This is a genomic window from Neolewinella xylanilytica (assembly GCF_002934605.1).
In the GTDB taxonomy this organism is placed as follows: domain Bacteria; phylum Bacteroidota; class Bacteroidia; order Chitinophagales; family Saprospiraceae; genus Neolewinella; species Neolewinella xylanilytica.
Genome location: NZ_PTJC01000007.1, coordinates 254148 through 279172, shown reverse-complemented (window position 1 = coordinate 279172; position 25025 = coordinate 254148). Strand labels below are relative to the sequence as shown.

Below are 25025 nucleotides of genomic sequence, written 5' to 3'. Positions count from 1 at the left end.
CGCAGGGAGCGACTAAAGGCGACCGCAGGGAGCCACTAAAAGACTAACCGCGACCGCAGGGAGCCACTAAAAGACTAACCACGACCGCAGGGAGCGACTAAAGGCGACCGCAGGGAGCCACTAAAAGACTAACCACGACCGAAGGGAGTGACTAAAGGCGACCGCAGGAAGCCACTAAAAGACTAACCGCGACCGAAGGGAGCCCCCCCTACCCCACTAACGCATAAACTCCCTCCCGCTTCTGCTCGATCACGTCCGATTCCAGAAACTCATCGTAAGTCATCAGCGAATCGATCATGCCCTTGGGCCCGACCTCGATGATACGATTACAGACGGTGTTGGTGAGCTCGTGGTCGTGGCTGCTCATGATGAGGTTGCCCTTGAAATCCTTCAGTGCGTTGTTGAGGGCGGTAATGGATTCGAGGTCGAGGTGGTTGGTGGGCTCGTCCAGGAGTAGGAAATTCGGGTGGTTGAGCATGGCTTTCGACATCATGCAGCGCACCTTCTCGCCCCCACTGAGGACTTTCACCTGCTTGTGTACTTCTTCCCCGCCGAAGAGCATCCGGCCCAGGAAGCCGCGGATGAATTGCTCGTCCTTGTTTTGGCTGTACTGGCGGAGCCATTCAACCAGGTCCAGGCGGCCGACTTCCTCGGTAAAGAAGCCGTTGTTCTCGTTGGGCAGGTACTGAGGGGTGATGGTTTGCCCCCATTCCATCGTGCCGCTGTCGGGCTTTTCGATGCCGGCCAGCACCTCGTAGAAGGCGGTGAGGGCCGCGGCGTCCTTACTGAGTAGGGCAATCTTGTCGGGACTGTTCATCGTAAAGCTGACGTTCTTGAACAGTACGGTGCCATCGGGCGAGGTCTTGCTCAGGTTGGTTACCTTCAGGATCTGGTCGCCGGGCTCCCGTTCGGGCTGGAAGGCGATGAAGGGGTAGCGCCGGCTGGAGGGCTTGATCTCGGTGAAGTCGAGCTTTTCGAGCGCCTTCTTGCGGCTGGTGGCCTGCTTCGACTTCGAGGCGTTGGCGGAGAAGCGCTGGATGAACTCCATCATCTCGGCCTTTTTCTGCTCCATCTTCTTGTTCTTATTCTGCAGTTGCTGGGCGGCGAGCTGGCTCGACTGGTACCAGAAACTATAGTTACCGGTGTAGATGGATGCTTGCTGACGGTCGATGTCGACGATGTGGGTGCACACCATGTCGAGGAAGTAGCGGTCGTGGCTCACGACGATCACCGTGTTGGGGAAATCGGCGAGGAAGTCGGCCAGCCAGTGGACGGTGTGGGCGTCGAGGTCGTTCGTCGGTTCGTCCAGCAGCAGGATGTCGGGGTTACCGAACAGCGCCTGAGCCAGCAGCACCTTCACCTTTTCCGAACCGTTGAGCTCCTCCATCATTTTGTAGTGGAGATCTTCGGTGATGCCCATATTGGAGAGCAGTTCGGCGGCGTCGGAGTCGGCCGTCCAGCCGCCCATTTCGCCGTACTTGTTCTCGAGCTCGGCGGCACGCATTCCGTCGGCGTCGCTTGCCTCGGGATCCATGTAGATGGCGTTCTTCTCCTGCTCGATGGCGTAGAGCTCTTCGTGACCCATTTTGACCACGTCGAGCACGACCTTATCCTCGAAACCGAAGTGATTCTGGCTCAGCACGGCCATCCGGTTGCCGGGCTCCAGGCTGGCGGAGCCGCGGTTGGGCACCAGCTCGCCCGACAGCACCTTCAAAAAGGTCGACTTTCCGGCGCCGTTGGCACCGATGATCCCGTAGCAATTGCCGCGTACGAAATTCAGGTTCACCTCATTGAATAGGACGCGTTTGCCGAATTGGACGAGCAGGTCTTGGACGGAGAGCATAGATGGCTGATTTTAAGGGCGCAAAGGTAATCAATTGGTGAACGGGAGAATAGTTGTATGGGCGAGAAGCTGAATTCGTGAATGACTGAATGCGTGGGCATCGCCGCAGCCCGATCTTCAGCTCCGAATTTTTTTTGGGCGCCGGGGCGCGGGAGAAGAATCTGTCCAAGAATTCCCGTAATTTCCTCAAGCTTGGGTCAACCGCCCCAATGCACCCGTCGGTGCTTGCCCCTTCCCACCCAACCCTTCCCATCGCCATGCTCCTCCTCCACATCGCCCTCTTTTACCTGATCCTGGTCGGCGTCAATCTGCCGGCCCCCTTCCTCGGACTGAAATTCGACCAGGACGACGGCCACCGGCTTTGGTACGCGCCGCCCGGCTTTCTGATTCCCGTGGCCTGGTTCGTGCTCTTCACCTTGCTGGGGGTAGCCCATTACCGACTGGGCCTTGAAGGACCCGACGGAGCGCAGGGCTGGCTGGTTGCGCTGGCGGTCTTGTGTGCCAGCTATGCCTATTACACCCTCGGATTGGAGAAACTAACGGGGGTATCGGCCCTATGGTACGGCCTGTGGGGCAATTTTACCGTCATTGCCTTCGCCACGCTGGTGGTCACCGTGCTCCTGCCGGTCAACGCCGTCGCGGCCTACCTGACGGCCCCCGTCATCGTCTGGACGGCCTACGCCACGGCGATCGTGGGCGGGGAGCTGCACCGGGCGGAACACCACTGACGAAGGTATTACTGCGCTACCTGACAGTATTCCGCCGTGGTATAAATTCCGTTGACTACAACTCGTTTGTTGCGGCCGATCACGAACTCGCTCAGTCCGACCGTCGACCGTTTGCGCGGGCTCCAATCGTAGGTGTACCCCAACTGCGTCCACGGGTAATTGGCGTAGCGATCAGTATGGGAATAAGACGCAAGTCGCTGGGTATTGATCCATTCTTGGTGTTCCGGCGTCGACCGGTCGGTAAAGGCGAGGCCGCACTCGCCGTCCTCCACTTCCGGGTCGGGGCAGGGTCGGTAGAGATCGGCCGGCCTCACCCAGAATTCCACGAAGTAGCGCTTGCTGACCGTAGGCGGCATTCCGAACAACTGCTTAAGTCGGAGATCGACGCCCTCCCGGCGGCCGAAATGCTTAGGCGAGCAAATATCCCGCAACTGGGGGGCGGCGGTCACCCAAATCGGGTAGCTGCCGGTATGGTAGAATCCGCTTACCGAGTCGTTGCGGTAAAAGGTGGTGTCGTCCTTCCAGGATGAAACCAGGACATACTCCTCCCCGGCAATCACCCGGCGGACAAGTGCACCATTATCGGGAACGATCGGCAGCAACGATCGGTAAACCTTTTCGGGTCGCGGATTGGCGGCGTCGGCCACCGCCTTCGTGTATTGGCGCTCGGTACGGGGCGCGGGATACGGCTTTTCCAACTGCCGGGGGGCACAAGCCATCCCCAGGAGAAGAAGCACGGCCGATAAATAAATAAAAATGGGTTTGGTGTGCATAAGGTATATATTTAAAAACCATACCGCGGAAGGTCTTCCGGACAGTTTTGCGGAATGGTTAATAAAGATATTTGACCGCCTGACGTCGTGTTGCGGTATCCGCTTGAATGCTTCAGTGTACCGACCAGTTCTCCTGCATTTTCGACCATTCTACACGAGCGGGTATGCGGACGAAATGGGCCACGGGAACGACCACCGTGCAGCCCCGTGGCGTATATTAGGTGGCCTATGCGCATCGCTTCGATCACCTGTCTCATACTCGCCATCGCGAGTGCCGCCACTGGCACCTTATCCGCCCAGACGGGCCTCGGCATCAGCAAAAGCGGTACCCACCTCGAACGCACCACCGGCGAGCCCTTCTTTTACCTCGGCGATACCGCCTGGGAATTGCTGCACCGTAGCACGGAAGACGAGGCAAGGAACTACCTGGAAGACCGGGCCGAAAAAGGCTTCAACGTCATCCAGACGGTCGTACTCGCCGAGTTGGAGGGACTGACCGTACCGAACAGCTACGGGGATCTACCGCTGCAGGAGCTGGACCCCACCCGCTGGAACGAAGCCTACTTCACCTACGTCGACCGGGTAGCGAAAATGGCCGACAGCCTCGGGATCTTCCTGGGTCTGCTCCCGACCTGGGGCGACAAATTCAATAAAAAATGGGGCGTGGGCCCCGAGATCTTCACCCCGGCGAATGCCCGCACCTACGGCCGGATGCTCGGGGAGCGCTACGGCGACCACAATGTAATCTGGATCCTCGGCGGTGACCGCAATCCGGAAAACCCCGAGGACCTGGCCATCGTACGGGCGATGGCGGCGGGGCTGCGGGAGGCCGTCGGCGACCGACAGCTGATCACGTACCACCCCCAGGGCAGCGGCCGGTCCAGCGATTTCTTCGCCGGCGAAGACTGGATCGATTTCCACCTGTTCCAGAGCGGCCACGGGCGCCGCGAAGACAAGCAGAACTACGACTTCCCGCCCCGGGTGCGCGCCGCCGATCCGGGGAAACCCGTCATCAACGGCGAGCCCCTCTACGAGGACCATCCCATCAACTGGCGGCCGGCCAACGGGTGGTTCGACGACTTCGACGCGCGACAGGCCGCCTGGTGGAGCGTGCTCTCGGGTACCGCCGGTCACACCTTCGGCAACCACAACATCTGGCAGATGTGGCTCCCCGGTCGCGACCCCATCAGCCATTCCCGCACCCCCTGGCCGGAGGCGCTCGACTACCCCGGTGCCGCGCAGATCGGGCACCTCGGACGACTCATGCAGTCCCTACCCTACTACGATCTCCGGCCCGACCCTGACCTGCTCCGCGATGCCCCCAACAGCAGCGGCCGGGAGGTGGTACTGGCCCGTAACGAAGATTATTCCCTATTAATCGCCTACACCCCCTACGGTGACGTATTGCGGTTACCCGCCGGTCGCATCGGCGACGGGGCCGTAACGGAATGGTTCAATCCGCGTTCGGGCGAAACCATCTCCATAACGCCGGAATCGGTGGGCGACGCCTACGTTTACGACCCGCCCTTCGAACCGGCCCGGGGCAACGATTGGGTGCTGGTGATCCAGTACGACGCTGTCTCTCGGCAGCGATAGTACAACGCTGCCTCCGGCAGCGATAGTAAAAAGCTGTCTCCGGCAGCGCAGGAAAAACGCTGCTTCCAGCAGCGAGTTCCAAAACCCGCCGGCAGCGGCTACCGCACCACGATTCGCTTCACGCCTACCCCGCCCGTGTCGGTGGTCACCCGCAGCAGGTAAACGCCGGTCGGTATATCGTACAGGGGGACGGTGGTGGTACCGGGACCATAATTCGCCAGCAGCCGGCCGCCGAGGTCGAAGAGTTGGACGCCGCGCACCGGTCGTTCGGTCCGTAGGCTAAGCTGCTCGGTCGCGGGATTCGGGAAGACGTCCAGCCAGGTCTGCTCCTGCGCTCCGCCGCCCACGCTATTCGGCTCCTCCACTTCGATGTAGCGATTGCGCACGACGTTGGTAATGATCGGCGGATTCTGGTCGAAGTAGATGGCCGCCCGGTTGCTCACGGTGTCGCCGATAGACACGTCCTCCCGCACGCGAAGGGCGAAGCGGACGTAGCCGTCGTTGATGCTGTCCTGGAACGGCAGATAAATGTCTTCCAGGCTGAAGCGGATGACGGTCAGACTGTCGCCTTCGGCGCTGTAATAGTCGGCCTCCGCGGCGTGGCTGGCACCGAGGAAGGTGAAAGATCCCGGCAGGAAGCGGCCGTCCAGGGTGTCGACGATCCAGACGTCCTTGGCGGAGAAGTTGCCGGTGTTTTCGAAGCGGATGGTGTAAGTGAGCCAGCGCCGGTCCGCTTCGGTGTCGTTGACCTCCGTGGCGATGCCGCCGTCCACCAGCTTGTCGTTGGGGTCGTAGCTGCTTAAGATGGGCGTTTGATACGGCGCCGGGGCATAGACCTCCGTTGGGTCCCGATAGGGAGGGTCTTCGTAGATGTCCTCCGGAGAAATGTAGGGTGAGTTGGGGTCACCGAAGAGGTCGACGGGGCTTGGGCCGCCGTCGTCGTCTATCGGGTAGATGATGACGACGTTCTCATTCACGTTGCCGCCCCCGTCCAGATCGGGGCTTTCCGTCCGGCTCGGCGTGTAGCCGATGACCACCCCGTTGGAGGAAGCCTGGAACAGGTCGGTTTCGATTTCGATGATGAGCGTTTCGCGGGGGGCGAGGGCATCCAGGGTCACCGAGGTGGTCACCGAGTCTGGGACGGCAACGATATCGGGCTGCACGGACACGGACTCCTGGTCGTACTGCGTAGGGGAGATGCCGCTCACGAACCAGCTGTGATCGCGGGGCTGTATAACGACGTTATTCACCAGCAGCGGCACGCCGGTAGGGGTCAGGCGAGTAAGGCGTACGCCGAGTACGTCCGGCAGGGGGTTATCCGTACCCGGCTGCTGGTTGAAGTACACGAAACCGATCTCCAGGTCGCGGAAGGTCTTGGTCGTCGACAGATTGGTCACCGCCGTGGTGAAGACGTTGTCGAATCCCCGGCGCTGGAAGCCCCAGGCACCCAGCTTGTTTGCCGTCTGGAAGTACAGGCTACTGTAGTCCTTGACCTCGAGGCGGAAATCCGGCACGGTATAGTCCCGGTCGGCCCCGCCCACGGTCACCGCTTTCTGCCGGTCGGAGGCATAGTAGATGCGATTCAGCGAGGTCAGGGTAACCCGGTACTCCGTGTTTTCCTCGCGGACCAGGGAGGCATAGGTCCCGGCATCATCCGTCAGCCGCAACCGGGTTACTCCGTTGACGGTAATGGCCACTGGCTGACCGGGCACGCCCTCCCCGGCGTCGTATCGCCCGTTGTCGTTCACGTCGGCGTAGACGCGGCCACGCAGCACGTAGTCCGTACCGCGCGGGCGGAAGGCGGGGGCGGTCAGTTCGTCCGTGAGTTGGAAAATGCCGGCCACGCCCGCGATCCAGAGGTCGCCATCCGCGTCCAGGGCCAGTTTGTCGCCGCCCCGGGAGTCGATGAAGGGGAGCAGTTCGGTGAGGCGACGCGTAGCAAAAGCAGGTGTCGCGTCCAGGTCCGTCACCTGGTGGAGGGCCCCGTCGCCGTTAGCCAGCAGAAACATGCGCCCCAGGGTATCGACTACCCCGTCGCGGATACCGGACAGTTCGCTGAAGTCCTGCTGGGTGTGCACGTAGTAGTCCGCCCCGTCGAAGTAGACCAGGCCGCGCTGCGCGAGGAAATACATTTCCCCGTCCGGGCCGGCCAGGATACGCACCGGGTTGCCCGTGGTCCGACCGGGCGTAAACCGCGTGGTATCCCCGGTAGCCGGGTCGTAGCTGAGGATCGGGATACCCTGTCCGCGGTCCTGGCCGGCCAGCCAGAGGCGGCCGTCGTCGCCCGCGCCGATCGTAAAGTAACTGCTGTAGGTAGTCGGGTCGGGCAGGGTATCCCGGGCTACCACTACCCCATTGACGGTACGGATGAGTTCTCCGTTCGATTGGCTGAAAAAGGCCAGGGTATTGCCGTAGGCAGTCACGATGGTGCTGGTCGGTACGCCCGTGAGAGTCCGGTCGAAGGGCCAGTCGAGCAAATCCCAGGCGGGACGGTTATTTTGGTCCCGCCCGCTGTACGCCAGGCGGCCCTCCTGATCTACCGCCGGAACTACGGACGGCAAATTTTCGAAGGTACGCGACCCCAGTCCGTCCGAAGGACTCAGGTAGGAGATGATGTTGTCAAAGTGGCTGTAGAAATACAGGCCTCCGCGGTGGTCGGGCAGCAGGTAATTGAAGCGGTCCGTTTCCCAGAAACTATAGTTGGCCGGGACGTCGTCGTTGCGGGTGTCGAAATTGTCACCGGAATCGCGAATGAGTACCTCGGACCGGTCCGTGTTACCGGTTGAGAAGTCATTCGTGAGGTAAAAGGTGCGGCCGGCGTGGCGTTCGACCGAAGTCGGCGTGTACGTGATGGGCAGCCCGAGTGCCTCCAGGCTGTCGCGGTCGACCAGGGTCCAGGAGGGGGTGACGCCGGAGGGGTCCAGGTCGAGGTATCCGAAGAAGTTGTTGGCTACCGCCGTGATGCGCCCGTCGTCCAGGATGGCCAAGTCCTGGAACGACACCTCTACGTTGGCGTTGTCGGGGAGCGGCAGGGTGTACTCCGTGTAGGTCGTATCTGTCTCGCCGATCTCAAGGGCGACGAGCGCGCCGCGGTTCGTAGCGCGCTGGGCGAGCCAGACGGTGCCGTCGGGGGCGAATTCAATGTCGTTAACGGCGTCAAGGGGGAGTTGGCCGCCCGTCGCGTCGAGGGTGACGGCGGAGAAGCCGTCCGCCGGGTCGATGAGGTAGAGTCCCAGGTTGGTGCCCAGCCACAGCCGTCCGTCGTGGAAGACAAAGGAGGTATTGTTGATGTTAGAGGCAACCGATTCGGGAATGTCGTCGAGGGGGTTGATGAAGCTGGCGACGCCCGTATTCCGGTCGTTGCGGTACAGGCGGGTATCGAGAAAGGATTCGCCAAGGGCGTACACGTAGTTATCGTCCGGGTCGTAGGCGAAGGCGACGATGCCCTGGTTGATTTCGGGAAGTACTTCCGTGATGACCTTGGTAGTCAGATCGTAGGTATAGTATAACCGGCGGGCGGTGCTGGTGATGTTGAAGTGGAGTACCCCGCCGGGGTCTACCAGGCCGGTTTCGATTTGCCCTTCGTTGGTGATGTCATCCCGCGAGTCGCGGACGCCCACGGCAATGTTGGGGAGGTTCTCCCAGCTGCCGTCGGGATGGTAGATGCTGATGCCCCCGCGGGTGACGTATATCTCGCTGTCGTTGAAGTAGTTCGGCAGCATCCGCAGCACGCCCCGTCCGCTGAGGCCCAGGCTTTCCGTCACTACGCCGAGGTTGCCGGCCCCGTCGCAGAACGTCAGGCGGTCTTCGCCCTCGGGCAGGTCTTCCCCGCACTGGCCCGTGAAGTAACTTATGCGGGTACCGACCAGATAGTGGTCGATGCGCTGAATATCTTGGCTTACTAATTTGGGGGATAAGCACAGACCAAATAAAATGGCCATGCCTTGCAGAACGGGTAACCGTCGGGACATAGGGAGTGTATTTGACCGTTGATATCCACGGGTGAGGGGGCGTTACGTATCGACGACCTAAAATAGCAATGGCGTCTCTAATTCGGCCACCCGGACCGTCGCCACCCTTTCTTCGGCTATTGCACCTACTTCCCGTCGGTTCCTTACTCAGTGCTTGACTACCCGAACATTACCGGCCCGTGAGCGGAAATAATAGATACCACCGGGAAGATCGGAGAGGTCGAGATGCAGCAAGGGGGGATCGGTGGCCGTCGGTTCGGGAAGGCGTCGGACAACTCGGCCGAAAGCATCGCTAAGGGTTATGGCGCCCAGGTCCGCGCGGGAGCAAAAGACCGTCAGCCAATCGTGCACGGGATTCGGCGCGACCACCAGGGCGGACGTCGGGGTATCTATGGCTACGACCTCCGAATAGGTCACGGTACCATCGAAATCGACCTGGCGGAGCCGGTAGTAAGCAGGGCCGGGCGCAACGTCCGGGTCGAGGTAGCGGTAGCGCGCACCAGTCATGATGGACCCGGCAGCCAGTACTTCGTAAATGGGCAGCCAATCCCGCGCCTTCAACGCTCTTTCCAGCACGAACTTCCGGTGTTCGGGCTCGGAGGCCGTTTCCCACGTCAGTTCTACTTCGCCCTTGGCAATTGCGTCCGCCCGAAAGGAAGTGAGCACCACCGGCAGCGGAGTTTGTACCCGATCGACCGTGGCAAGCGTAAACCGCCGGTCGTCGCTGAGCCCCGTTGCTCCTCCATCCACGTCGAAAAAGGCGTAAGTGTTTCCACCTAAGGCCACCGCCCCGGCTATGCCTACCTCATCGGAAAAGTTGCCGTCGTTATCCGTGTCGATGAGCAGTAGCAAGTCGCCGGCCGTGACAGGTCCGAGACCGGAAAGATCCCATTCCATATCCAGGTTTCCCACGTCGGTGGGGGCGTTCGAGAGATCGCGTTCGCTGATGCGCCAGGTGCGGACCATGCGGGCCTCCACCCCGGCGGGCACGTCGGCGGTTTCGTAGGCGCCGGGGTCGGCACCGTCGTGGCCCCAAAAGAGAAATTCGCCGTCGTCGAGGTCGGTCGGATTGCGAAAACGGACGATACCCGTTCCGCGCGCGTCCTGCTGTAGAGTGGCCGCATCGATGCGACCGATGCCGGCTACGTCGAAATCGTAATTGCCCCTGCTGATCTCGTCCCCAACGTAGAGATCATAGTCGTCCAGGGTGATCGCGTACTTCGCCGACAGGTAGTTCGCGATGATGATGCGTTCCGCTTCGTTGATTAGGCGCGAGAACTTATAGACTTCGGCAATACTACCGGAATACCCCGTACCGCCGCCGTCGCCGTGGCCGCCGATCCAGGTGTTACTGACCCGATTTTCGATCGTATGGGTAAAGACGTCGGTGAGTATGCCGTTGGTGTAATACCGGAGTCGATCCGCACCCGAATTACTGATGCGGCGCGTCACCAGCGAAAAGCCGGCGGTGGCCGGAGCGGAAGTGCTTACGTGGTTGGATCCGCCGATGTAGTCCCGGTAAAAGCCGTTGGGGTCTACCGATATCGTATTTCGGCCCCCGTGCTGAATGGCGATCTTGAGCCCCGGGTTGGGAACGTAGGAAAGCACGATCCCGAAGGTCATCGTCTCGTTGGAATTCCCCTGGTAGGCGGATTCCAGTTCCTCGTTAGCGAAAAAAGCCAGGGTGGACTGCTGATTGGCCCCCGTGTTGGCCAGTTCGAATCGGGGCCGTTCGGTGCCGCTGGCAAAGAGGTCCCAGCCGTTGCCGGACCGATCGGGGAGGGCATTAACCCGTTCGCCGTCAAGGAAGTCGGCTCCGGTGGCGACGTACCAGAACTCCAGGGCCGACGTACCGTCGCTACGCCCTACCCCGCCGGGTCCGGTCTGCGCCGCCACGCAGGACAAATGCAGCAGCGCCAGCCAGCTTAGGGCCCCGTAGCGTATGCGGCTACCCCGGATGGATCGGCCAAGCATCTTCATTTTAGTATAAGTTCAACGTGACATATGTGATAACGGCACATACGTCACAATCTTATATATGATGAAGCATCGGGTGATTGGCGCAGACCCGCCGATCGGGGATGGGCCGGCGAGCACCGAACCTAGTTACAGGTAGTCCGGATCGTAAACACCGTGGTGCCCAGGCTATTCGTGGTGGTCGTCCGGTTGGTAAACTCTTCCTGCTCGATTTCCAAACGACCACATACCTCATAGGGCTCTTGGGTGGTGGTGGATTCGAGTACGCCGTCGCGGGTAATCGTAGATACCCGGGTATACGTTTCGCATTCCATACAGGCGGAAAAGGTGGCGGCGCACAGTAGGCAAAGTAAAAATGCTTTTATGGGATAGGAACTTGGTTCCCCAAAAGGTAGGCTGAGCCCGCATAGCCTATGCGTGTGTCGGTCCTGCTTAATGCTTATTTAACCGTAGTTAATGAAACGTAAGGGTGCCGGAATGCTCCTGTAAATGGAGTCTACTCAATAATCGAAGGCGGAAGCTTTGGGCGCCGGAGCGCAGGTAAAATGACGTCTTCCGACAGCGAAGTTCGAAGCAGCTTCCGGCTGCGAAGAGCGCCATCGAATCACCGAAGTCCCCAGCGAGGGAAGGGATACACAGAGGATGGAAACGTCTTGTCCTGCGCTCCGGCGCCCTGCTGTCCTGGTCCGGGGATAGGGGGCGTACAGGTGCGGATAAGCGAAGTCATACATGAAGAAAAAAGAGGAATTAAGTAACTACCTTGGCATAGGTCCCGCAGCAAGCGACTATCGCTTTACCCGGCTTGGAAAGGAATTGAAAAGTTTCCTCTAACGGGGAGTTTATGGCTGTGGCTTTCCGGTATGGTATTCACCACCCAACCTTCAACCGATGGACACCGGTTTCAACTCCGGGTATCGCCTTCCCGCCACTTACCTGGGAATAGTCCGAAATGGCACCAGGCGCACCCCGGATCCCCTGGAAGGGCGGCTGACCAATACCAGCACGCGTTGATTCGCAAATGCATAACCGGGATCATTTCGTTGCTCGTTGCCGGCAACGGCGCCCTCTTCGCCCGGACTACCCGGGGCGGTCAGGTCCTCGATTGCGATAGCCGGCGGCAGGTGCCCTATGCGAATGTCTATACTTCCCTATCGGGAGCAGGGGTTACGGCCGATTCACTGGGGCGATTTATTTGGCCTGACGAAGGTGCGGGAGACAGCTTATGCGTTTCATCGGTTGGCTACCGGACCATGACCGTGCCACCACCCGAACCTGCCCAGAACCAGGAATGGACAATCTGCCTGCAACCGTTAGCGAATACCCTACCTACCGCCACGGCCTCCGCCAAACGGTTCCGGCGGGAAAGCCTCTACGGCAACCGTTCCACATCCGCCACCATCGTTTCGGGCTGGTCGGTGGCCCCCCGCAGCGGCGCGGCGCGAGGAAGCAGCCCCGGATTGATCGACGCGGTAAACCAGAAATACCGCCCCCGACGACCGCGGGACCAGTTCGGGCAGCGTATCGTGGACGGTACGAATTGCCTCGCCGAGGCAGGGATAGGCGTGCAGGCCGGTGGCGTAGGAACGAAACACTGTTTGGCTGAGGAGCGGGGCCAAGCAGGAGAGGCAGAGGATAGACAGACCCACTAGCCGGTAACGTCCACCGATGGCTTTCTGCAGGAAGTGCAACGGGGAGCCGTGCTTGTGGCTAAAATACAGTTATGATAACGGTAAGTGGAGGTGGGCGCCGGAGCGCAGGAAGATAGCCAACCCTTAAAATTTGGTCCCGTCGTGCGCGGCTTAGCTGGCTGCGAAGATGTTCTTCAACATAAGTAGATTAGCAAACGCCTGTCTATATTTTGCTTAATACGTAAGTTAGCCGCCCAAGTCACCGGGATGCGCTATCCTTTAGCCGTTACTATTATTGGTTACTGCCTATTGCTGTTGGCGTGCGGGGTGGAACCGGAGCGCTTTCCCGTTACGAAACGTAATTCTCCTGCGCTCGGCGCCATACGATCACTTGACTCCGTAGGAGCTGCCATTGACGCCTTCCGCTTGGAAGAAGCCCTGCGTACGGCGCGGCGCATACGGCCCCGGGTGGAAGCCCGCGCGGACAGCCTGCCCGACACCCTGCGAGCCCGCCTGTACCAGTATTTAGCCGAGCTGCATACGCTGCACTCCGCCCACTTTGATTCCATTACCTTTTTCACGCGCTCGGCCGAAGAGCTTATTCCGACCGACGCACCGGTGTTGCTGCGGGCCCGGCAACTGTACGTAAGATCATTGGGTCGGACCGCCTACGATCGCACCTGGGTCGATGTAATGATGACGGCGGATCACGGGCTGCAATTACTGGAGGAACACGCACTAACCGACCGTTTGCTGTACGGTAAGCTGTTAATCGCGCGGGGCATAGGAGGGAAGAAACACGCCGACGATCTCCCGAGCGCGGTGGACAGACAGGAGCAGTACGGAAAAAGTATCGAGTTTGTCCGCCGGGCCGTCGATGTCAGTGCGGGAATCAACCGTGCCTGGCAAAGGTATGCCTGGGTCGAGCTTGGCTTTCTGGCCATGCGGATGGACGAGCCCCAAGCCGTAATCCGGCAAACGGTCGATACGATCGGCGCGCTGGACCCTACTGCGTCCAGCGCCGACAGTCTGTACGTACTCGCTTATTACCACTTTTACGGCGACCGACCGGAACTCGCCTATACCCTAGCAACCGAATTAGCCGACGGTGGACCGCACTTTAATTACGGTTACACCTCGGGCGCCGACTACATTCGGTATCAGGCAGCCCTGCAAATGGGGAATTACGACATCGCCGTACGGGACAGTAAGGCCAGCGCCGGGCATTTCGGCTGTTGCCCCGTTGACCAATTACTGGGCACGAAACGTCCTTGCCCCAGTCCCCGCGGGTGTGCCAATTATATGACCGGCCACGCGAACGTGCGGATGCAACGCTATGCCGCAGAACACGATGCCCGCGATCTGGATACCGCCTTCCTGCTCAGTCAGTGGGCGCTGGACCAGTACGAACTGAATTTCCGCAACGAGCAGGAAGAATCTGCCCTGAATGTTCTCCAAGTACTCGGACAGCGCATGTTGAACACCTCGCTGGAGGCCGCCTACGCCACGGCGGTACGCGACCCCGCCCCCCCGCGGCACGACGCGCTGTTTCGCACGATGGAAAGGGGGAAAGCGCTACTGCTGGAGTTGGACCTGCGGGAAGGACTGGCGGACGCCGCCAATGCCCGTATAGTCCGGGACCTGCGGGAACGCCGCACCGAAATGCAGGAACTCAAGGATCGTTATCTGCGCGAGGGCCGACTTCCCCTGACGGACCTGGCAGGCTACCAGCAAGTCAGCGGGGAATACGAACGCTTGTCCGCGAGTTTGGCCCCGGAAGCCGGGAGCCTGCTGACCCGCTACGCCAGGAGCGACGACCATTACCCAACGGTAGACCAGGTGCAAAGTAAACTGGGCGACCGGCGGGCGCTGCTGGAATTTGCCGAATCCGGCAGCTCGATTCTCGGTCTTTACGTAGATGCGGATACGGTGATGAGCTACCGAGTAGATAGCAGACGGGTAGACTCGCTCGCTCGCCGGTATACAGCCGCCCTGCGTATGTCGGTGGTACACTCGGCCGATACCGCAGGCTACTATGCCGTAGCCAGCGATCTTCACCGTACCCTGCTGGGTCCGATCGCCGGTGCGGTTCGGAAACGCGAAGAATTACTGATAGCGGGAAGTCCCCTGCTGCAGGACCTACCCCTGTCGGCCTTAATGGATGGCCCCGACCGGTACCTTCTCGACCGGCTGATGATCCGGTACATACCGAGTTGGCGGGTGGAGCTACAACACGAGGAACGACGGCGACAATTTGCCGGAGGGGCCTCCCCGCGCCTGGCGGTCTGGACGCATCCGCAACTGACCCACTACTTTTTCGGACTCAACGATTATCTCGGCACCCGGGGGCGTGCAGACTTCCTCCCTCCCTCCACGGACCTAGCGGAGGCCGCCGGGGCCGATATCATCCATCTGTCGGTACACGCGCGCGGGAATTCCGCCCGGCTGCACGATAACTACCTGTACTTTTCCCCGAGCGACAGCCTGAACGGCATAGCGATCGGTCAACAGCCCCTCGGGGCCCGGCTCGTCGTGCTGGCCGCCTGCTCGACCGCGCGCGGGTATGCCAACCCCGGGGAGGGCACCTTCAGTCTGCAACGCAGCTTCCACGTCGCGGGGGTACCGGACGTAGTGTCATCGGTGTATGACATTCCGGCCGGGGCTACGGCCGCGATGCTGAAGGTGTTTTACCGGGAGTTGTTTGCGGGTAAAGCGGTCGAGTCGGCCCTACAAACGGCCAGAGTGTCCATGAGGAGCGGAGAAAATGGCGCACGCTATACCATGCCCGGTTACTGGGCCGGCTTGATCATCGGTTAACGGGGGGGCTTGGTGATGGGCTCGTCCAGGACCACCGGGATCAACCAAATGTCCAGCAAATCAATATTCCTGGCGAAAGGCATTCCGTATACGACGCCGGCAGCGTCCGTAAAGTCTTTCCTGAAGTTGTCTATACCGCCCAATTCATTACCGTTAATGCGGGCGGTATTCATTGGATAATAGCCGTACACCAGATCGTCGCTCGACAGGCGTAACAATATGAAGTACATCGGCGATTCGGGCCGGATGTAGTCCATCCACTGCGTAGTTACTTCTTTCTCGTAGGCCAGTAGAAAGCGATCTCTAGAAAAAGAGAAGGTGATGACCTCGTTAGGTTGACCGAAGGGATGAACGGCCCTTGGACAAGATTGCTCCGGCCGGTGCGCTGCGACAGCTACCCCCGAGTCTGCTGAATTACTACCGTCGGCGGTTTTGCCGATCAGGTGAAAGTGCTCGAAAGAAAAATCTACCGACCCTACCTCTTTCGGATGCTCGATGTCCCGGTAATTCTCCGGCTCGATTACTGTGAAATGCGTGATCACCTTTAACCGTTGCGGTAAGCCGTTGGACACCACAACTTCTTCTCCGTACGGGCCGACATCGCCCGGATCACTGTGTAATAGCGACGGTACCCGACGTGTAAACGGCGGAATGACCAGGTCATGGACGCGGCAGTTGAATCGACGAAATGCGTCATATGGCACGGGGGGCTCGCTCGTGACCGGCTCACGGCTTGTGGAGTCCGGCTTAAATGTAAAATAATAGTCTCCCTCGCTAGATTTGAATACGAAAAAACATTCGCGATCAACGTTCGCGATGGACTCGATCCGTGTGAGGGTCAAATTTTGCAAAGCCATGGGCAAACAGTTTGATTCAATTGATAAAATGGCGGATATATCGAGGCAGCTGCTCTTTCCCCTCGTCGGTCAGGGAAGTTAACATAGGTAAGCATGGCCCACACACCAACTCGTGACGCAGGCTAGGCTGATACTAGAGATTATCACCCAACGCACAAACTGGCAATGCTACTCATCCCTGACTTCCGATCAGCGGGGGACGGAGCAGACCTGCTTTCGAATTGTACATACCGAAGATAGGTGAAATGTAACCCTCCTACGCCGCATTCCCGTTAACCTGCCGCAAACGCCCAACCACCCGCCGGCCGGCCCCCATATACGCCCCCCCGTTCGTTATGTCGATTCAGAGCAGGAGGCTCGAAGACCTTATTTGGTTCGATGCCGCCCTTCGGGACGAGGCAGGGGATAAGGTCTGCGCCTGGGTCGTCTCGTTGGCGGGGCGAAAGATGCCCTGGCCCCTTGTTTTTCTTCCTGCGCTCCGGCGCCAAGCTGCCCTTCCGCCCGGGGGAGAAAATATTTATTTACGCCCCCGGATCGGGACCGGAACGGAGGGTGTAAATTGTCTGAGCGGATACAGGTTACCACCTATCTGGCCCGGCATTAATCCGGTATTCTAAGCCCATTAGCCTATGCACCCCCAGTCGTCCTCCCAGGAGCGGCGGCCATCCGCACCGATGACCCGGCGGCTTCCCGCCCAGCTTCTTCCCCCCTTCCAGCCCGATCCGGCTTTCGAACAATTGCTCACCCGCACCAATGCGTATTGCTATTCGGTGGATTACCAGACCGGTCGTTTCCGCTACGTGAGTCCGGGTATCCACCGGCTGCTGGGCTACGACCGGGCGGCGTGGCAAATGGGTGGTCCGCAGGCGGCCTTCGAGCACGTACACCCGGACGACCGCAGTTGCGTAACCGACATCTACGCCGAGATGAACCGCGAGCTACTACGGCATTCCATGGAAGACCGCGCAGAACTGAACTTCGTTTTCACCTGTCGTGTACGCGCGCAGCCGGGGCACTACCTCCACCTGAGCCACCACCTCACCTTCCCCAATATCGACCGCTACGGTAAGCCCCTCGCCGACTTTGCCCTGGTATCGGACATCACGTCGCTCAGGGTACCGCAGGTCTGTCAGCTAGAGGTGCACAAGGGCCCCGCCACCGACCCCGCCACCCGCAAGACGCTCCTCTTCGCCCGCCACGGCGCCGTCACCTTCTCCAAACGGGAGATCGAGATCCTCCGCCTGGTGGCCGAGGGCGTGGAAAGCCACGAAATCGCGCGGCGGCTATTCATCAGCTACCATACGGTGTGTACCCACCGGAAGAACCTGCTGCATAAGGCGGGGGTGAAGGGGCCGGTGGAATTGGTGGGGTATGGGCGGTTGGTGGGGTTGGTTTAGGGGTTGGATGATACTTTGATTAGTATATGCAAGAATAGCTAGCACAAGCGATTGTCACGGAAATTTGAAGTGTCGACTTTTACTTTAATCATAGTCTTGCGACACAACCAAATAACCGGTTATGCTACTACATGACCTGTACGCGTACCCCCAAAACGATGTCAACTATACTATTATTGATAGCAGCGCCGACCGATTAAGGCTCTGCCTTACACTCATTTTTTACTAGCCCCTTAGTAGATATTCTCTTATCTGCTCACCCTGTCTTCTGTAGACACAACCTATCTATCCATGAAACTTTTTATAGCCCCCCTTTGGATTTGCGCTAAACTCACGATTTGCTCTTTGGCACTGGCACTTATCCCCTATACATTAAGCGCGCAATTTCCAGATTTCTACAATTACGACCCCGTTGACATTTACAAACTAGATACGGTTGAGTCAGCATTACTGGCTGATTGGAGAAGAGAAGACTCAGCAATAACTATCGATACCGAATATGTCGAAACGACTTACGCTTACACTTTATACAAGGAAGCGAAAGCACGGCGGAACCAAGCAAGAAGGATGAGCAGAGACAGGCGACTGTATCAGCGGCCGGCTCTCAGCGATCTTTTGTCAGAACAAGCCAACCGAACCCTGGAATTAAAGAGAAAGGAGTTATACTTTGATTCCTTAATGACCCTATTCACCAAAATCAACCGAATGAGTCCCAAACCTAGGGGTGGGGATAATTTCTTTCCCGTAATGACTCCACGGCAAGCCAGATTCTTCTACAATGAACCTGACACCTCGAACATAGACTTCATTTCAAATGTCATTCTACAAACCAACATTGACCAAACAGCATCCAAATCAGATATTATAAGCGGCAATTTACTTATGCTTCGGGCCGACATATCTACCGCCGTAGCCCAGAACAGTGACACTACTAAAGAGGCTAGTTTCGATAATATTCTTTATGGCGGGCTCCTAAACGGCAAACTGACCTTTCCAGTAATCTTTGCCTCTGGCCCATATATGTCCTTCTATCTTCCAGTTGGCTTCAAAGCTTCCTATAATAATTACACTGTTAAGAGCGAAGAAGAACGTAGCGAAAACATTTTTTTTCGAGAACTCTTTGCCTCTGCCTATCTCCGTATTCCACTTACCAATACGAGAGCCAAAATTTCAACCAGTTTCTTTTTCAATGCCGAATTTGCGCACGTTAGTGGCAATTCCAGATTTTACGCCTCACTTCCCGATATTAGTTCTGCATTCACCATCGTTCGCGGCACGGCCGGATTCGAAGTGAAAAAGAGTCTGCGCATGGCTATCAACTTCCCGCTGTACCTGTCAATTGACTCCGTACCCGAGCTTGAGATAGCTACGGTTGGCTTCCAAATTGATCCGGCCCGGTTAGCCGATTAATTTGGTTTTTTTAACTGAGCCGCGCTGCCATGCGTGATGTCCAAAAAGGCAACTGATTTTGTCACAAACTTCCCCATTTCCTTAAGGGTATAATGATATTTTTCCATCAACTCCACACAAGCAGGGTCGACAATTTAGGACAATAATATCTTTGGAGTGCCCCCCCTACCCCACATTCCCATTAACCTCCCGCAAAATCCCTAAGATCCGCCGACTAGAGGCCTGGTCAAACAGCCCCAGCACCCCCTCGTCGTGCTGATCCGTAAACGGCGGCTCGAAAAGCATCTTCGGCTCGATGGTCCCGTTTTGCGTGAGGTAGCGGATGATGTTGTCGATGAAGGTCATCTGGTCGGCGCGGAGGGGGGCGGTGCGCAGGAAATCGGCGAAGGCGGCCCGGGCGGCGGCTTCGTCGAGACCTAACAGACTCCGGACGAACCTGCCCAGGGGCTGATCGCCGTAGGCAGCCTGGAAGTCCGCGCGGGTGCCCCGCTCGCCGCCGTCGAAGAGGAGTTGCTCCAGCTCGTCCAGCTCCGCGGCCGTAATGGGTTGGTTGGTCGACAGCTTACGGATGGTGACGTGGTGGCGGTGCTCCCGCAGGAAGGATTCGACGCGCTTGCGATAGAGCACGCCTGTGGTCGGAGCGATCGGGTCCTGCAACGTGATCTCCCCTACCGTGTCTTCGAAATCGGTATAGGCGATCGCCTGCTTCTCGTGCTCCAGGTACTGGAGCAGCTCGCGGATCTCCGTGCGGATCTCGTCGAGTTTGCGCTGACTGAGGTCGCGGTAAAAGTCCGGATCCTGCAGCGCGCCAATCAGCTCCGCCCGCCGGTAGACTTCCGGCACGCCGAACTTCTTACCGAGAGCATTGGCCGTTTCCACCAGGCGGTTTTCGAGCCGCTCGACGTCGCGGTTCATTTGCAGCAGTTTGGCTACCTGCATTTTCAGCATCATGAGGTCGAAGCGACGGGCCGACTCGTGCACCGAATCGGGCCGGGGCAGATCGGCCAGGTAAGTATTGATGCGGTGGATATCGTCGTTACTCAGGTTGTTCCAGCGGTCGCGGTCCTGGAAGGCGTCGACGTGCTCCTTTTGCATGGACACCCGAAAGCGCTTCATCTCCTCCGTTCCGTTCAGATGTTCCACTTCCGCGTGTAATCCATCGAGCAGGTCCGTCGCCAGCGCTCGATCGTCGGCATCCGCCGTTTGGAGTAGTAGCTGACTGAGCTGCAGCCGCGTTTCAAAGATCTGCCGCGTGACGGACTTCTGCGCGCTGCCGTCCTTCCCCTTCTGGTGCACGTCGAAGAACTCGAAATTCTGGCACACGTCGAAGATGCGGAAGTGCTCCTTCGGCCGATCGGGGCCGTACACGTCCGGACACAGCCGGGTACCCCGCCCGATCATCTGCCAGAACTTGGCGTAGGAACGGACCACCTTGAAGAAAACCAGGTTCAGCAACCGTGGCGCATCCACGCCCGTGTCCATCATGTCCACGGATACGGCCACCATGGGCTCCCGCTCTACGTACTTATCGCAGAAGTTCTTGATGATGCTCCGGGAGTGACTTACCCCGTTGTGGACGGTAGCGACGAAGTCCGACGGCAGTTCCGGGTACCGCTCGCGAAAACAGGTCGTGATGAACTCCGCGTGGCGCTTGTTGACGGCGAAGATGATCGTCCGGCCGAGTTTGTCGCCCCCCTCGATCTTCAGCCCGTGGGTCATCAATTCATCGAGGACTTTGTACACCGTGTCCTTGTTAAATAGCCACTTGTTCATGGCATTGGCGGCAATTTCTTCCGGGAACAGGCCGGTAGTATTGTCGCGGAACTCCTCCTCGTAGCGTTCCTTCTCCCGCTCGCTCAACTCCGCATAGCGAATGCCTTCCCGCAGAAACTGGGTGGAGACGTCGTAGTTGTCGTAGCCCTTCAGGTACACCGGAATGGCCGCTTCCAGGGGGTACTCGAAGGTCGGGTCGTCGTCCGAGCAGCCGAACAGTTCGTAGGTATTGCGGTCGATGGCCGACTTCGGCGTGGCGGTCAGGGCCACCACCAGCGCGTCGAAGTATTCGAAGATCGCCCGGTAGCGGTTGTACACGCTGCGGTGGGCCTCGTCGACCACGATCAGGTCGAAGTGCCCCACCCCGTAGAAGCGGGTATCCTCCTCCCGCATCCCGTCGATCTTATTCATCATCGTCGGGTAGGTGCTGAATACGAGGCGGGGGTCTTCGTCTTCCTGCGCTTCCGTCAGGTCCACCGAGCTGTAGTCCGGCAGGTGCTCGGCGAAGCTTTCCTTGGCCTGGGTGACCAGCGCGTTACGGTCGGCCAGGAAGAGCACCCGCTTTACCCATCCGTTTTCCGCCAGGAGCTTGACGAGGGCGGCGGCGGTACGAGTCTTCCCGCTGCCGGTGGCCATGACGAGGAGGGCACTGCGCTTGTTGCCGCGGAGCCCGGAGGCATTCGCCAGAAATTGCTCACTCACCCGCCGGATGGCCTCCTGCTGGTAGTCGCGTCCGGCAATATCGGGGTCGGGCGTAGCGAGGCGGATATCTTGGCGACGGGTACGTTGCGCTACCAGCCACTGCAGTTCCGCCTGGCTATAGAAGCCATACACGCGCCGCGGCTGTCCGTAGAAGGTATCGTCCCACAGCAGCGTATGGTAGCCATTGGTGTAGAAAATGACGGGTCGCTGTCCGGTTTCCGCTTCCAGGGCGTCGGCGTAGAGGCGGGCCTGCCGCTCCCCTACTTCGGTGTTCTTGCTGGTCCGCTTGGCTTCGATGAGGGCCAGGGGCAGGCCATTGGTGTCCCAGAGCACGTAGTCGACGAAGCCGTTACCGCGCGGGTTATCGGCCGTCACGGGCATCCCCTTCACCGGGTACTCCAGTTCCCGACCCGGTCGCAGATCGAGCCAGCCGGCTTCGCGCAGGGCGGCATCGATGAGGTGGGTGCGGGTCTGGGCTTCGGTAAATTCGGTGGCGACCGGTACGCTGCGACCTTCCTTGCGGTGGTAGATTTTCGCGCGTTGGGCCTGTTGTTGATTCCGGTACGCGGCCAGCTTTTCCTCGCTTTGGGCGGCTTTCTCCCGCGCCTCGTCGCGCTCCTTCTCCAGTCGGGCGAGTCGTTGCTCCAGCGTCAGACCGATCTCGACGGCCTCGGAGAGTTGCTGGCGGAGTTTACGGGTGGGGCCTTCTTTGGGTAGCTGCGCCTCGTCGAAGGTACCGGGCAGGTCAGGTTCGGTGGCGCTGTACTTACCGGCTACCCACTTCAGGAAGGGGAAGAGATACTTCAGGGCAATGTTGGCGTCGCGGCTAGTGACCCGCCGGCCATAGTGGGCGGCCGTATTGCCGTACTTGCGCACGATGTGGAGCCCGTCGACAAACTGCCGGGGCAGCAGCCGCTCCAGTTCCGGCTCGGTAAGCAGGCTGTTCAGGCCGGTATTGTAGGGCAGCTCCAGTACTTCCAGCTTGTACAGCTCGTGGATGGCCTGCTCCAGTGCCAGGCGTGAGTAGCTCAGGCTGCTGACCGGCTCCGGGTGGGCGCGCAGTTCGGCACGGCGGGTCTTGGTGTACAGCTCCGGCCATTCGGCGCGGAGGAAGGTGAAGTTGCTCACTTACTGGGGGTGCGTAGTGCTCAAATATAGGCAGCAACTGGCTAAGGCGGGGATTTGGGCGGCGGAGCGCAGGAGAAATGCAATTCCGGGAAGCGATCGATCTTATAACCACCCGCTTCGGCAGACGATCTCCGCTAGCGCTGCGTTTGGCGGACGAAGCTGACAACAGTCGTCTGCCCAGCGTAGCTGGTCCGCCGACGGGTCGGCTCGCATAAAACATCAGATCCTGTGATCGTAATATCAAAATATCATAATAATATGTGATTACGATCTTGATTTATTATCTTTTGGGCATGATTGAGCGTACGCTAACTCACCGAATAGCTGCTAAAGTCGGTCGCGGCAAGGCGATCGTGGTGATCGGTCCGCGGCAGGTAGGCAAGACCACGCTGATCCGGGATTTTCTCCGGGGCAGCGATGTACAGTTCTTCGACGGCGACGATCCGACGGTGCGTGCCGTACTGGACACCCCCAACACCGCGCGCCTGCGGGACCTGATCGGCAATAAGCCCGTGGTCTTCATCGACGAAGCCCAACGCATCAACAACATCGGCCTCACGCTCAAGATCATTGTGGACCAATTTCCGGAGGTGCAGCTCTGGGTAAGCGGGTCTTCTTCCTTCTCCCTTTTCAACGAGCTCAACGAACCGCTGACGGGCCGAAAATGGGAGTACGAGTTATTTCCGATCAGCTGGGAAGAATACCAGCACCACGTCGGTTTTTTGGAGGCGGAGCAGCAACTGGCCAGTCGCCTGATCTTCGGAATGTACCCGGACGTAATGAACCATCCCGGTGAGGAGGCCGAAGTACTCCGGAACCTGGTCGGCAGCTATCTGTACAAAGACGTCCTGGCGCTCGCGGGCATCCGCAAACCCGAGGTCCTCGACAAGCTAGTGCAGGCCCTGGCCCTACAGATCGGCAGCGAGGTCAACTACAATGAGCTCAGCGGCCTGGTGGGTATCGACCGGATCACGGTGGAGAACTACATCTCCGTGCTTGAGAAGGCTTTCGTAGTGTTCCGGCTGCCCAGCTTTAGCCGGAACGTACGCAACGAGATCAAGAAGGGAAAGAAGGTGTACTTCTACGATACCGGTATCCGCAACACGGTCATCGGCGATACGACCGATTTGTCCCTCCGCGCCGATGTCGGTCCGCTCTGGGAAAACTTCCTGATTGCGGAAAGACTAAAACAAAATCGGTACAAGGGCACGGGGGCACGCGGCTACTTCTGGCGTACCACCCAGCAGCAGGAAATCGACTACGTCGAGGTGGTGAATGGCCGGATCGGCGCCTACGAATTCAAATGGAACCCCAAGCGCAAGGCGGCTATCACAAAGACCTTCACCAACAGCTACGAGGCTACCGGCTTCATCGTCAACCGGGATAACTTTCGGGAATTCGTGATCATCTGATCGGGCAAGCTAACAGCTCGGGTGCCACCTTCATCGGTCGGCTTGCAAACACAACTCGCACCCCTTATCTTTGTTATCCAACCAGATAACAAGATGCCCCTCATTCACCATTTGGATGGTGTCAAAGTCCTGATGTACATGAACGATCATCCACCACCCCACTTTCACGTTGCCTATGGTGAACACGAAGCACAGGTCGAAATCGCTACGCAGGCCGTTATGCACGGTACGCTACCAAAAAATAAGTTGAAGAAAGTACGGGACTGGGCCAAAGAGAATAAGGAGAACTTACTGGCGCTATTCAACCGATTAAACCCGCCCATCAAACGATGAACCGCCCGATCAACATCCTACAGATCACCGAGCTGAAGGGGCACCGTATATCCTGTGTCTTCAACAACGGGGAGTACCGCACCATCGATCTACTCCACTTGCTGGACAAATGGAAACCCACGCCGGAGAGCCTGACCGCGGAATTATACGATGCGGAAAAAGTCAGCGGGGTAGCCGTAGAAAACGGTACGCTGACCTGGCCGAACATCACCACCTGTATGCACCTGCTGGGACCGGAGGAAGTAGAAGTCCCCCTCGACATCGATCCGGCGGTCTTGTATGAAAACAGCACGGTTGACCAAAAACGCGATAGTGCCCACATCTTGGGCAGACAGCTCAAGCAGGCCCGTAAAGCCGCAGGACTTACGCAAGCGGCCCTGGCGAAAAAGGTAGGTAGCACGCGGCACTACATCAGTCGGATTGAAGGGGGAAAATCGGACATCGGCTATAAAACCCTCCGGAAAATAGCGGAGGTAGGTTTGGGTAAGCGACTTGAGTTCGTTGAAAAGTCGGGGCGGGGCACATCCGTCGTCCGCCGCGAGTCCACCACCCGCCGGCCGAAGGGTGGGCGAAAAAAAACGCATCCGCGGTAAGTATCCCGAAGGTCCTGGCCCGTCACGAATTTATTTCACCCCGGGTTGTAAAGTAACGTCCTGTATTAATGTCCCCGCAGCTGATGG

The 25025-nt window shown here is 58.8% G+C and carries 16 protein-coding genes; 9 read left to right on the top strand and 7 right to left on the bottom strand.

Annotated elements, in window-relative coordinates:
* Positions 1-208 precede the first annotated feature (208 nt).
* A complete protein-coding gene (locus CLV84_RS19060) occupies positions 209-1843 on the bottom strand; it encodes an ABC-F family ATP-binding cassette domain-containing protein (protein ID WP_104421427.1) in 1635 nt (544 codons plus the stop codon).
* A 257-nt stretch (positions 1844-2100) separates the two neighbouring features.
* On the opposite strand from CLV84_RS19060, the gene CLV84_RS19055 reads away from it, so the two are divergent.
* Entirely contained in the window at positions 2101-2571 is a 471-nt protein-coding gene (locus CLV84_RS19055; protein WP_170067779.1) for a tryptophan-rich sensory protein, read from the top strand.
* A gap of 8 nt (positions 2572-2579) precedes the next feature.
* On the opposite strand, the gene CLV84_RS19050 is transcribed toward CLV84_RS19055, so the two are convergent.
* Positions 2580-3344, bottom strand: a complete 765-nt coding sequence (locus CLV84_RS19050; protein WP_104421425.1) for a hypothetical protein — start codon at positions 3342-3344, stop codon at positions 2580-2582.
* 228 nt (positions 3345-3572) lie between these two features.
* On the opposite strand from CLV84_RS19050, the gene CLV84_RS19045 reads away from it, so the two are divergent.
* Positions 3573-4940 carry an apiosidase-like domain-containing protein gene (locus CLV84_RS19045; RefSeq protein ID WP_104421424.1) on the top strand — a complete coding sequence of 456 codons (1368 nt, stop codon included), beginning with the start codon at positions 3573-3575 and terminating at the stop codon, positions 4938-4940.
* A gap of 98 nt (positions 4941-5038) precedes the next feature.
* Here CLV84_RS19045 and CLV84_RS19040 read toward each other — a convergent pair whose 3' ends face one another.
* The 3 genes from CLV84_RS19040 to CLV84_RS19030 form a co-directional block, all read right to left on the bottom strand.
* Complete coding sequence (locus CLV84_RS19040; protein WP_104421423.1) at positions 5039-8911, bottom strand: DUF7619 domain-containing protein; 3873 nt, start codon at positions 8909-8911, stop codon at positions 5039-5041.
* 147 nt (positions 8912-9058) lie between these two features.
* A complete protein-coding gene (locus CLV84_RS19035) occupies positions 9059-10891 on the bottom strand; it encodes a T9SS type A sorting domain-containing protein (RefSeq protein WP_104421422.1) in 1833 nt (610 codons plus the stop codon).
* 122 nt (positions 10892-11013) lie between these two features.
* Positions 11014-11202 (bottom strand): hypothetical protein, encoded by a 189-nt coding sequence (locus tag CLV84_RS19030; RefSeq protein ID WP_104421421.1) that lies wholly within the window; start codon positions 11200-11202, stop codon positions 11014-11016.
* Positions 11203-11895: 693 nt separating this feature from the next.
* Here CLV84_RS19030 and CLV84_RS21555 point away from each other — a divergent pair.
* Positions 11896-12537, top strand: a complete 642-nt coding sequence (locus CLV84_RS21555) for a carboxypeptidase-like regulatory domain-containing protein (protein WP_146088876.1) — start codon at positions 11896-11898, stop codon at positions 12535-12537.
* A gap of 246 nt (positions 12538-12783) precedes the next feature.
* Complete coding sequence (locus CLV84_RS19020) at positions 12784-15333, top strand: CHAT domain-containing protein (RefSeq protein ID WP_104421419.1); 2550 nt, start codon at positions 12784-12786, stop codon at positions 15331-15333.
* Here CLV84_RS19020 and CLV84_RS19015 read toward each other — a convergent pair.
* On the bottom strand, positions 15330-16190 hold the full coding sequence (locus CLV84_RS19015; RefSeq protein WP_104421418.1) for a hypothetical protein: 861 nt from the start codon (positions 16188-16190) through the stop codon (positions 15330-15332). The two genes, CLV84_RS19020 and CLV84_RS19015, sit on opposite strands and share 4 nt — an antisense overlap.
* A gap of 629 nt (positions 16191-16819) precedes the next feature.
* On the opposite strand from CLV84_RS19015, the gene CLV84_RS19010 reads away from it, so the two are divergent.
* Together CLV84_RS19010 and CLV84_RS19005 are read left to right on the top strand one after the other, a co-directional pair.
* Complete coding sequence (locus CLV84_RS19010; protein ID WP_104421417.1) at positions 16820-17587, top strand: helix-turn-helix transcriptional regulator; 768 nt, start codon at positions 16820-16822, stop codon at positions 17585-17587.
* A 291-nt stretch (positions 17588-17878) separates the two neighbouring features.
* Positions 17879-18997 carry a hypothetical protein gene (locus tag CLV84_RS19005; protein ID WP_104421416.1) on the top strand — a complete coding sequence of 373 codons (1119 nt, stop codon included), beginning with the start codon at positions 17879-17881 and terminating at the stop codon, positions 18995-18997.
* A 165-nt stretch (positions 18998-19162) separates the two neighbouring features.
* Here CLV84_RS19005 and CLV84_RS19000 read toward each other — a convergent pair whose 3' ends face one another.
* Complete coding sequence (locus tag CLV84_RS19000) at positions 19163-22600, bottom strand: DEAD/DEAH box helicase family protein (RefSeq protein WP_104421415.1); 3438 nt, start codon at positions 22598-22600, stop codon at positions 19163-19165.
* 293 nt (positions 22601-22893) lie between these two features.
* Here CLV84_RS19000 and CLV84_RS18995 point away from each other — a divergent pair, with 293 nt between their 5' ends.
* The 3 genes from CLV84_RS18995 (at position 22894) to CLV84_RS18985 (ending at position 24938) form a co-directional block, all read left to right on the top strand.
* Positions 22894-24012 carry an ATP-binding protein gene (locus CLV84_RS18995; RefSeq protein WP_104421414.1) on the top strand — a complete coding sequence of 373 codons (1119 nt, stop codon included), beginning with the start codon at positions 22894-22896 and terminating at the stop codon, positions 24010-24012.
* 93 nt (positions 24013-24105) lie between these two features.
* Positions 24106-24345, top strand: coding sequence for a DUF4160 domain-containing protein (locus CLV84_RS18990; protein ID WP_104421413.1), 240 nt, complete (start codon positions 24106-24108; stop codon positions 24343-24345).
* Entirely contained in the window at positions 24342-24938 is a 597-nt protein-coding gene (locus tag CLV84_RS18985) for a helix-turn-helix domain-containing protein (protein WP_104421412.1), read from the top strand. Before CLV84_RS18990 ends, CLV84_RS18985 begins: the two co-directional genes overlap by 4 nt.
* Positions 24939-25025 lie beyond the last annotated feature (87 nt).